Source organism: Peterkaempfera griseoplana (genome assembly GCF_001418575.1).
GTDB lineage: Bacteria > Actinomycetota > Actinomycetes > Streptomycetales > Streptomycetaceae > Peterkaempfera > Peterkaempfera griseoplana.
In genome coordinates this window covers 1-10185 of record NZ_LIQR01000406.1, presented here as the reverse complement: position 1 = coordinate 10185, position 10185 = coordinate 1, and the positions used below count along the sequence as shown (strand labels likewise).

10 protein-coding genes are annotated in these 10185 nt (G+C 73.2%); 7 read left to right on the top strand and 3 right to left on the bottom strand.

Annotation, left to right across the window (positions count from 1 at the left end):
• Together AOK09_RS27665 and AOK09_RS27660 are read left to right on the top strand one after the other, a co-directional pair.
• On the top strand, positions 1-642 hold a 642-nt coding region (locus tag AOK09_RS27665; RefSeq protein ID WP_169797072.1), incomplete at its 5' end, for an RDD family protein.
• A gap of 76 nt (positions 643-718) precedes the next feature.
• Positions 719-1357, top strand: coding sequence for an RDD family protein (locus AOK09_RS27660; protein ID WP_055589971.1), 639 nt, complete (start codon positions 719-721; stop codon positions 1355-1357).
• 7 nt (positions 1358-1364) lie between these two features.
• Here AOK09_RS27660 and AOK09_RS27655 read toward each other — a convergent pair whose 3' ends face one another.
• The gene (locus AOK09_RS27655; RefSeq protein ID WP_055589970.1) at positions 1365-1673 is read right to left on the bottom strand and encodes a hypothetical protein; all 309 of its coding nucleotides are present in this window, start codon (positions 1671-1673) and stop codon (positions 1365-1367) included.
• A 382-nt stretch (positions 1674-2055) separates the two neighbouring features.
• Between AOK09_RS27655 and AOK09_RS27650 the strand changes: the two genes are divergently transcribed.
• From AOK09_RS27650 to AOK09_RS27630, 5 genes are all read left to right on the top strand, one after another.
• Complete coding sequence (locus AOK09_RS27650; RefSeq protein WP_055589969.1) at positions 2056-4428, top strand: immune inhibitor A domain-containing protein; 2373 nt, start codon at positions 2056-2058, stop codon at positions 4426-4428.
• A gap of 126 nt (positions 4429-4554) precedes the next feature.
• Positions 4555-5295, top strand: a complete 741-nt coding sequence (locus AOK09_RS27645) for an endonuclease V (protein WP_055589972.1) — start codon at positions 4555-4557, stop codon at positions 5293-5295.
• Between the two features lie 48 nt (positions 5296-5343).
• The gene (locus AOK09_RS27640) at positions 5344-5787 is read left to right on the top strand and encodes a hypothetical protein (protein WP_055589968.1); all 444 of its coding nucleotides are present in this window, start codon (positions 5344-5346) and stop codon (positions 5785-5787) included.
• Between the two features lie 44 nt (positions 5788-5831).
• Positions 5832-7259 (top strand): WXG100 family type VII secretion target, encoded by a 1428-nt coding sequence (locus AOK09_RS43275; protein ID WP_055589967.1) that lies wholly within the window; start codon positions 5832-5834, stop codon positions 7257-7259.
• Positions 7260-7305: 46 nt separating this feature from the next.
• Positions 7306-8787: a S8 family serine peptidase gene (locus AOK09_RS27630; protein WP_055589966.1), complete on the top strand. Its 1482-nt coding sequence runs from the start codon at positions 7306-7308 to the stop codon at positions 8785-8787.
• Here AOK09_RS27630 and AOK09_RS27625 read toward each other — a convergent pair.
• Both AOK09_RS27625 and AOK09_RS27620 read right to left on the bottom strand, forming a co-directional pair.
• Positions 8778-9443, bottom strand: a complete 666-nt coding sequence (locus AOK09_RS27625; protein ID WP_055589965.1) for a hypothetical protein — start codon at positions 9441-9443, stop codon at positions 8778-8780. The genes AOK09_RS27630 and AOK09_RS27625 overlap by 10 nt on opposite strands.
• A partial coding sequence (locus AOK09_RS27620) for a hypothetical protein (RefSeq protein ID WP_217698497.1) occupies positions 9440-10185 on the bottom strand: 746 nt, incomplete at its 5' end. The genes AOK09_RS27620 and AOK09_RS27625, both read right to left, overlap by 4 nt.

The window sequence follows — 10185 nt, the reverse complement described above, 5'->3', positions numbered from 1 at the left end:
CTCCCCGGCACCGCCCATCGCACCCCTCTTCCGGTCCCCGGGCCCGCCTCCCCGTCCGCAGCGGCGGACGCGGGGGCCACCGCCGGCGCGGCCAAGGCACCCACCCGGCCGTCGGCGTCCCGGGCCGCCGAACGGACGCGTGAGGCCCGGCCCGCCGGATACGGCAGACGGCTGGCCGCCCAGCTGATCGACACCCTGGCGGTCGCCGCGCTGGCGGGCGCCGCGGGGGTGCCTCTCGCGGCGTCCACCGTCGACCATCTGCAGACCAAGATCGATGCGGCGAGGGCGTCCGGCCGGGCGGTTCGGGTGTGGCTGATCGACCCGGTGGTGCTGGGCCGGGCCGGGCTGCTCCTGCTGGCCCTGCTGCTGATCGGCTTCGTCTACGAGGCGCTGCCCACCGCCCGGTGGGGCCGCACCCTGGGCAAGCGCATCGCCCGGGTGCGGGTGCTGGACACGGAGTCGCAGCAGCCTCCGGGGCTTGGCGGTTCGGTCCGCCGCTGGCTGGCGCGGCAGCTGCTGGGCGCGCTGCTGCTGGGCGGGGCGCTGGACGTCCTCTGGTGCCTCTTCGACCGGCCGCTGCGGCAGTGCTGGCACGACAAGGCCGCCGGCACCTTCCTGGCGGTGGATCAGCCGCGGCCATGACGGCCCGCCCCCCGAATGGGGGCTAAAGCAGGCATCTGTCCGGTTATGGATGATCCTGCGGTGTTCTACTCGGTTCATGAGCACCCATGAGCCGCCCGGACCGGGCCCGGGACAGGAGGGCGGCGGTCCGCCCTCCTTCGAGAAGCCGTCGCCGTCGGCCGGTGGCACCCCCGGCGGCAGCCCGTACGGAGAGCCGGCGCCGCCACCTCCGGGCTACGGCGCCGGCACCCCCTACGCCGGGGCTCCCCAGCCCGGACCCCCGTACGGGCAGGCACCGGAGATGCCGGTCGGGATGCCCCCGCTGGGTGGCCGGGGCCGCAGGCTGGTGGCCCGGATCATCGACGGGGTGCTGGTCGCCGCGGTCTGCAGCCTGGTGGTGGGCTGGTTCGTGAACTGGGACACCCGCAGCGGTGAGGCGACCATGTCCCTGGTCATCGGGATCGTCTACTGGGTCTACGAGAGCCTGATGCTGTCGCACGACGGCCAGACGGTGGGGAAGAAGGCCGTCCGGGTCAGGGTGGCGAGGCTGGCGGACGGAGCGGTGCCCACGCCGGGGGAGGCCTGGGGGCGGGCCGCCGTCTACACGTTGCCGTCGGTGCTGTGCTGCGGTCTCTGGGTGGTGATCGACGGCGGCTGGTGCCTGTTCGACAGCCCCTACCGGCAGTGCGTCCACGACAAGACGGTGCGCAGTGTGGTGGTCTCCACCCGGACCTGATGGGTGGTCAGCTTGCGCCGGTCGACTGCTGTGCGTACTCCGCCTCGACCGTCGCCGGAGCGGGCCGCTGCGGCAGTCGCGCCGCCCGCCCGGGGCCCCCGGTGCGCACCACCCGCGTCTCGGCGGAGCGGCTGCCACGCAGGGCCTGACCGGTCATGGAGAGGGCGGTGGCGAGGGTGCCGAGGGCGACCGAGAAGACCACCAGCACGGTGATGCTCAGCAGGCTGTCGGCGCCGGACACCGCGAGCAGCACCACGGTGGCGGACACCACCGCGAGGGTTCCCCAGCAGGTCTGGGCGAGGGTCGGGCGGGGCATGGGGGTTCCGTCCTTCGCATCGGGGAGGTCCGGGCGGGGTCGGCCTGGGTCGACGCGTGCACGATGCAGTGTCGCTGTGGATGTACCCGGTGCATGTGCAGGTGAGTCCAGCCTAACCGGCGACGGTGGAGCACGGGGGGCGCACGGGCTCATATCACCGGCGGGCGGATGTGGCGATGCTCACGCCCCCCACGACGGGAGGTGATGGCACGTCAGCGCGCGCAGACGAATGCGGAGTTTAAAGGCAACGTCATGTGCGGGTCAATGTCTTTCTTTTGTCGTACTCCTCCGATCAAATGTCCTCCACTTGGTACTCACTGGTTCACCGGTCGGCCACCGCTGATCCGGATGCACCAGGCGGTAAGGGGAGGACGTCACCACGTTGAAGACGACCAAGAGAGCCGTCGCAGGCGCGGCAGCCACCGCGCTCATAGCCGCGCTGGCCACCGCGGCGCTGCCCGGCGCGGCCGCCGCGGCCCAGGGCGCCGCACCGGTGAGCCACGACCCGGCGGACGCCCGGATCCAGAAGGTCGACCACGACCTTCCAGGCCCGCTCGGCGTCAAGCAGGAGGCGGAGCGCAAGGCGGCGCTCGACCAGGTGCTCGCCGGCACCGCCAAGGTCGAGAAGCACGGCGGCAGCGAGAGCGTGAAGCTGGGCCGGGACAAGTACGTCGAGCTCGCCCGTGAGCGCACGGACAAGATCTTCACCATCCTGGTGGAGTTCGGCGACCAGGTGGACAACACCACCATGTACGACCCGGACGGCACGGGCCCCAAGCCCCCCGTCGTCAAGTACGGCGGCGACCCGGGCCCGGCGCACAACCAGATAGCCGCGCCCGACCGCACCAAGGACAACTCCACGGACTGGCTGGCCGACTACAACCAGCAGCACTACCAGGACATGTACTTCAGCAAGACCGGGGACTCCCTCAAGACCTACTACGAGAAGGAGTCCTCCGGCCGCTACTCGGTCGACGGCGAGGTCACCGACTGGGTCAAGGTTCCCTGGAACGAGGCCCGCTACGGCAGCGACTACTGCGGCGCCAACATCTGCTCCAACGCCCAGCAGCTGATCAAGGACGGCGTCAACACCTGGGTCGCCGACCAGGAGGCCAAGGGCCGCTCCGCCGCCGACGTCAGGGCCGAGCTGGCCGGCTACGACCAGTGGGACCGCTACGACTACGACGGCGACGGCAACTTCAACGAGCCCGACGGCTACATCGACCACTTCCAGATCGTGCACGCCGGTGAGGACGAGTCGGCCGGCGGCGGCGCCCAGGGCACCAACGCCCTGTGGGCGCACCGCTCCTACGCCTACGCCACCGGACAGGGCACCAGCGGCCCCGACAACAACAAGCTCGGCGGCACCGAGGCCGGGGACACCGGCATCTGGGTCGGCGACTACACCATGCAGCCGGAGAACGGCGGCCTGGGTGTCTTCGCCCACGAGTACGGCCACGACCTGGGCCTGCCCGACCTGTACGACACCGTCGGCCCGCAGGACAACTCGATCGGCTTCTGGTCGCTGATGTCGTCCGGCTCCTGGCTCGGCGAGGGCAAGAACGCCATCGGTGACAAGCCCAACGACCTCGACGTCTGGAGCAAGCTCCAGCTCGGCTGGCTGAAGTACGACACCGCCAAGGCAGGCAAGACCAGCCTGCACCGCCTCGGCCCGGTCGAGTACAACTCCAAGCAGGCCCAGGGCCTGCTGGTCGAACTGCCCAAGAAGTCCGTCACCACCGAGGTCAACACCCCGGCCGACGGCTCCAGCGAGTGGTGGAGCGGCAGCGCCGACGACCTCAACGTCTCGCTCACCCGCGACGTCGACCTCACCGGCAAGTCCTCGGCGACCCTCACCGCCAAGGGCTGGTACGACATCGAGCAGGACTACGACTACGGCTACGCCGAGGTCTCCACGGACGGCGGCGCCAACTGGACCGTCCTGGACGGCACCTTCAACGGCCAGGCCATCCCGCGCAACGAGAGCGGCAAGGCCGGACTCACCGGCAACGTCGCCCAGTGGGGCGACCTCGCCTACCCGCTCGACGCCTACGCCGGCCAGGCCGTCAAGATCCGCTTCCACTACGTCACCGACGGCGGCCTGCACTACCGCGGCCTCGCCCTCGACGACATCGCGGTGACCGCCGACGGCAGCCAGCTGTTCACCGACGGCGCCGAGAACGGCGACAACGGCTGGACCGCGACCGGCTTCCAGCGCATCACCGGCTCGGTCACCAACGACTACGCCCAGTACTACGTGGCGGAGAACCGGCAGTACATCTCGTACGACACCACGCTGAAGACCGGCCCGTACAACTTCGGCTTCGCCTCCAAGCCCGACTGGGTGGAGCACTTCCCGTACCAGAACGGCCTGGTCATCTGGTACTGGGACACCTCCCAGACCGACAACAACGTCAGCGTCCACCCCGGCCAGGGCCTGGTCCTGCCGGTCGACGCCCACGCCAAGACCCAGCACTGGGCCGACGGCACCCTGACCCGCCCGCGCTTCCAGGGCTACGACTCGGCCTTCGGCCTGGAGCGCACGGACAAGCTGACGCTCCACAAGGCCGACGTGGCCACCACCATCCCGTCCCAGCCGGGTGTCCCGGTCTTCAACGACCACAAGGGCACCTACTGGTACGCCGACAACCCGTACAGCAGCGTCAAGGTGCCCGACACCGGCACCACCATCTCGGTGCTTGCCGAGAGCCCCGACAAGCTGGAAACCTACGTCCTGGTCACCCCGGCGCGGTAAGCACCGCAGCCGCCAGCGACTCCGCCCGTCCCGAGACCCCCGGGGCGGGCGGTTCCCGTTCGAAGCGCGTCCGCCCGCCCCGGAATCCCCGGGGTGGGCGGCACCGTTTCCCGGTACCCTCCGCCGGTGACCACACCGCCGACCCGCCCGGCCTGCTGGCCCCGTACCGAGGCCGAGGCAGAGGCAGAACAGCAGCGCCTGCGCCCCCTGGTCGACCGCCGGGGCCCGGGCCCGTCCGTCGCCGACGGTGGCACCGTCGCCGGCGTCGACGTCGCCTATGACGACCGGCGCGACCTGGTCGCCGCGGCCGCCGTGGTGCTGGACGTCGCCACCCTCCGGGTCGTCGACCAGGCCACCGCCGTCAGCCGGATCGCCTTCCCCTACGTCCCCGGACTGCTCGCCTTCCGTGAACTCCCCGCCGTCCTGGACGCCCTGGCCGGTCTGCGCACCGCGCCCGGCCTCATCGTCTGCGACGGCTACGGCATCGCCCACCCCCGCCGGCTCGGCCTCGCCAGCCATCTGGGGCTGCTCACCGGCATCCCCTGCTTCGGCGTCGCCAAGACCCCCTTCACCTTCACCCACCAGCCGCCGGGCCACCACCGCGGGGACCGGACCGCCCTCCTGGACGGGGGCGAGGACGTCGGACGGGCCCTGCGCACCCGTGACGGCGTCAAACCCGTCTTCGTCTCCACCGGTCACGGGGTCTCCCTTGACCACGCCTGCGCCCACACCCTCAACCTCACCCCGCGTCACCGTCTCCCCGAGACCACCCGGCAGGCGGACTCCCTGTGCCGCAGGGCCCTTGCCGCGGCCGTCCGCCAGGGGAATGACCCGTCCATGTTCAAGGAGCGGGGGCGGCTGTGTTAGACATGAGTGCGCAGCATGTCCGTGAGGAGGCCCAGGGGGAGGCAGTCCGTGGCTGGTTCGGGCTACAAGGTCCAGATCGAGCATCTGCAGGACTTCGCGAAGAGGGTGCGCGGACTGCTGTCGGACTTCGAGTCGGGAGCCGACGGCGACCGGACGCACGCCGAGAGCGGAGTGGCGGCGAGCAGCTTCGGCCCCTTCGCCGAGGCGCGGGAACTCGACCAGAGGTACGCCGTGATGCGCGACTCGCTGCGTGACGTCCTCGACATCCTCCACCGCTCCCTGGACGACGCCCAGCGGAACGCCGACGCCACTGCCCGCAACTACGCCGAGCAGGAGCACGGAACCGCCGTCGCCATGCGCGCCGACGCCACCGCCCGCGACTACACCGAGCGGGAGCACGGAACGGCCGCCGCCGTGCGTGCCGGCGCCACGCCGGTCGCCGCCTCCGCACCGCGCAGCCGGGCACAGGCGGAACAGAGCGACACGTGGTGACGGGGAACAGCGACACGTGGTGACGGGGAACGGGGAGAACAACCATGGGTGACGCGACGACCGACTTCAGCCAGTACAGCCATGCCCAGCTCAAGGCCATGGTCGACTCCCTGAACTCCGGCGCCGTGATGAAGGCCGCCGACCCCTGGCGCCGCGCCTACGACACCCTCAAGGGCATCCGCTCCGCTCTGCAGTCGTACTCCGGCCAGGCCACCGCCGACTGGGAGGGCCAGGCCAGCGACGCCTTCCAGACCCGGATGACCAAGCTGGCCAACAGCGTCAACAACACCGCCGAGTACGCCAACAACGCCGCCGTCACCCTGGAGATCGTCTCCGACTCCATCGCCGAGGCCAAGGCGGCCATGCCCGACGAGCCCTCGGCCTGGGAGAGCGGCACCGACTGGGTCGGGGACCGGGTGTCGGGCCTGCTGGGCTCCGACGACGCGGACACCCGGCAGAGCGAGGCCGCCGCCCGCAAGCAGCAGGCCGTCGCCGTCATGCGGACCCTCGCCGAGCGCTACCGCAACGGTGCGGAGGTACTCAAGCCGCCGCCCGCCGGTGACATCAGCGACAAGGACGACGAGTACCCGCCGCCGCCTGACGGCCCGACGGGCGCCGGGGCGATCAGCGGCCTGATCATCGGCGCAGGGCTGGGAGGGATCGCCGGAGCCTCGGGTGGCACCACCGCCTCGGACGCGGTCTCCAGGAGCCAGAGCACCACCGGCCAGGCCGTGTCGGCCGGGCCCGCGGTGGTGCACCATCCGGCGGTGACGGACGCCGCGATCCACGGCGGCTCCGCAGCCGTGCTGACACCTCCTCCACCGTCCCCGGGGACGGGTCCGGGAACCGGGATCGACGGCGCCGGAATCGCCGGCGGCACCCGGGTGTCCAGCACCGGCCCGGCGGTGGGCGGCGGCGCCGTCAGCGCCCATGGGATCGGCGGGGGGACCCCCACCGCGGGCGGCGGTCTCGGCGGCGGTATGCGCACCACCGGGGGCGTGGGTCTGACGCCCGGAGCGGCACGCGGGACGGTGGCGGGCGGTGCCGGCGGACAGGCGGGACGCACCGCGGGCCGCGCCCGTACGGCCGCCGGCGGCGGCGCGGGCGGCGAGTCCGTGACGGGCGAGAGCCTGGGACGCACCGGCACCGGCGGGCTCGGCGCCAGGGGCGGATCGCAGGTGAGCACGGAGTCCGCCGCGGGCGGTTCCCCGGGGCTCTCCCGGCGCTCGGGCGGCACGGTGGGCGAGAGCGCGCTGGGCGGTCGGCGCGGCGCCTTCACCGAGGGCGGCACGGGTATCGGCAGCCGCTCGCGCGGGGGAGTGCCCGGCGGTTCCGGACAGGCCTTCGGGGCCCCGGGGACCCGCGGCCGCAAGCGGGACAAGGAACGCGCCGGTGACCGGCCCGACTATCTCGTCGAGGACGAGGAGACCTGGGCCGACGGCGCCCGCACCAACCCGGACGTGGTGGAATGACGAACTGCCGTGTCCAGCGGGGACGACCGAGTGAGGTGGCCGGAAGTTGAGGACCAGGACGCTGGGGCGCTGTACGGCTGCCGTCGTCGCAGTCGGCCTCGTACTGGGACCGGGGGCCGCCGGCGCCGCCGCCGACCAGACCCGCAACGACCAGTGGGCGCTGACGAAGTACGACGCGCCCCGCTCGGTGTGGCCGGTCAGCAAGGGGCAGGGTGTCGTCGTCGGGCTGATCGACAGCGGGGTGTCGGCGACCCATCAGGACCTGGTGGGACAGATCCTGCCGGGCACCGACCTCTCGGGGGCGTCGGGTGCGTCGGGTGACGGCAGGGTCGACGAGCTGGGGCACGGCACCGAGATGGCCAGCCTGATCGCAGGCCACGGGCACGGCCCGGGACACGGCGACGGGGTCATGGGGCTCGCCCCCGCGGCCAGGATCCTGCCGGTGAGGGTCACCACCTCGCTGGTCGGGGACCTGAGGCAGGGTGAGACCCGGCTGGCCGACGCCATCCGCTACGCCGTGGACCACGGCGCCAAGGTCGTCAACATGTCCCTGGGGGGCGCCAGCGGACGGGACACGGAGCTGCGGGCGGCCGTCCGCTACGCGGTCGACCACGATGTCGTCCTGGTGGCCGGCACCGGCAACGGCGGCTACGCCCGGGTCGCCTACCCCGCGGCGTTCCCCGGTGTGGTGGCGGTGGGGGCCGTGCAGGAGGACGGCAGCGTCTGGTCCGGCTCCAACCACGGGCCCGAGGTGACCATCACCGCACCCGGGGTCCGCATCGTCGCGGCCGGCAAGGACGGTCCGGACAAGTACCGGATCGGCGACGGCACCTCCGAGGCCACCGCCTATGTCTCGGCCGTCGCCGCTCTCGTACGCGCCAAGTACCCCTCCCTGTCGGCGGGGCAGGTGATCAACCGGCTGATCAGGTCGGCGGTGGCGCCGCCCGACGGCAGCAAGGCGCCCAACGACCGCTACGGGTACGGCATCGTCAGCCCCCGGCGGGCGCTGACGGACGACATCCCGGCCGGGCCCGCGGCCAATCCGCTGCTGGGCCGTGCCGAGTCCCAGGCGGACCCCTCGCCGCAGCAGTCCGCCGCCGCGGCGGGCGGCAGCACCGCCTCGGCGGTGCCCGGCAGCGGCGGGGACTCCGCACAGGCGCCCGGGGCCGCCGCGGACGGCGGCGGAGTGCCGGTGGGCGCGCTCGTCGGTGCCGGTGTTGCCGTGCTGGTGGTGCTGCTGGTGGTCGTGGTGGTGGCACGGCGCCGTCGCGGAGGCGGCCCGGGAGGGCCCGGCGGCGGACTCCCGCCCGTGCAGCCGCCGTACCCCGCGCCGGGCCAACCGCAGCAATACGGGCCCCCGCAGTACGGCGCGCCCCAGCCCCCGCAGTACGGGGCGCCTCAGCCTCCCCAGTACGGCGCCCCTCAGCCGCCCCCGTACGGGTCGCCCCAGTACGGGCCGCCGCCGCAGGGGTACGGACCGGGCGGTGGGCAGCCCGGCCCGTACCAGCAGAACCCCTATCAGCAGTAGGCGGCCGAGGCGGCACCCGCATAGCGGGACCAGACGTCGTCGGGTGTGCCGTCGGGTCCCAGCAGATTGCCCACCCCGGTGGGGGTGGGCACGCCGTAGCGGGTGGGGGCGTCCGGCTCGGTGCGGTCGTGCAGCAGCGCGGCCAGGCCGTCCAGGGCCGCGGCCAGCCGTGGGGCGTTGGCCGTGTGGACCTCCGGCTGCGGACGGCCCGTCAGGTCGTGCGGCAGCCAGCAGTCGCCGTAGGTGACCAGGTCGACGGCGACGAAGGTGTCCGTGGCCAGGACGCCGCAGCCGAACAGCCGGGCCTCGCGGTGCTCGGTGCCGTCCGCGTCGTACCAGCGGCCGGGGCAGTCCATCCTGGTGACCACGGTGCCGACCGGTCCGCGGGGGGTGGCCGCGTGGACCTCCTCCACGATGCGGCGGGCGTTCTCCTCCAGCGCGTTGCCGTGCAGCTCGAAGACGCCGCTGTGCAGCGGACTGCGGGGCGCGCCGTAGCGGCCCACCTCCACCGAGATCCGCCGGACCGGGCCGGAGAGCCGGTTGGCGCCCAGGACGTAGAGCACGGACAGCGCCGCGCCGACGCAGTCGGCGGTCTCGTCGCCGGTGACCGCGGTGCTGTTCCAGGTCCACCGGGCGACGGGGCTGGTGGTGATCAACGGATCTCCTCCGACCAGGGGAAGAAGCGGCCGCCGGCGGGGATGCCCAGGCGGCCGGTGTCGGTCTCCACCACGAACTGGGCGCGCTGGCGGCTGTAGAGCTCGGTGAGCTGCCGTACGGTCCCGTCGGCCTGGAGGCCCTCCACCGAGCCGGAGGTGCGCAGCCACAGCACCTGGTGGTCGGTGCCGCCGTCGACGGTCTGCAGCAGCTCCTTCTGCGCGGTGCGGACGAGCTGGGCGGGATCGCCCAGCTCCCGGTAGCGGTAGGAGTAGCTCTGTCCGTCCTGTCCGTGGGCGACCAGGCCGGTGTCGGCCCGCGTCCCGCTGCCGTCGGCACCCGCGCCGCCGCCGAAGGAGAGGTCGTCGACGCCGTGGTCGGACATCCGGGCGGCGAGGTCCAGATGGTGCAGGGCGGCCGGGGCGGTGCCGGGATGGGCGAGCATCGAGACGGTGGCGCCGTAGCCGGGCCGCTGGTCGAAGCGGCCGGACGCGATGGTCTCGGCGGCCTTCTCGCCCTGCGGGGCGGCCTCCAGGGTCGCCACCACCCGGTCGGTGTCGCCGGGGCTGAGGCCGAGGGTGCGGGCCTCGGCGCGCAGCCCGGTCTCCAGACCGCTGCCGGTTACGAGGGGCCTGGTGGCGGGGCGGTCGGGAGCGGCGGGGCCGGCGGCCGTCACCGGCTGGGGGCCCTGCGGCCCGTCCGCCGTCCCCACCGAGGCCGCCACCGCGGCCGGCTCCCCGGCGG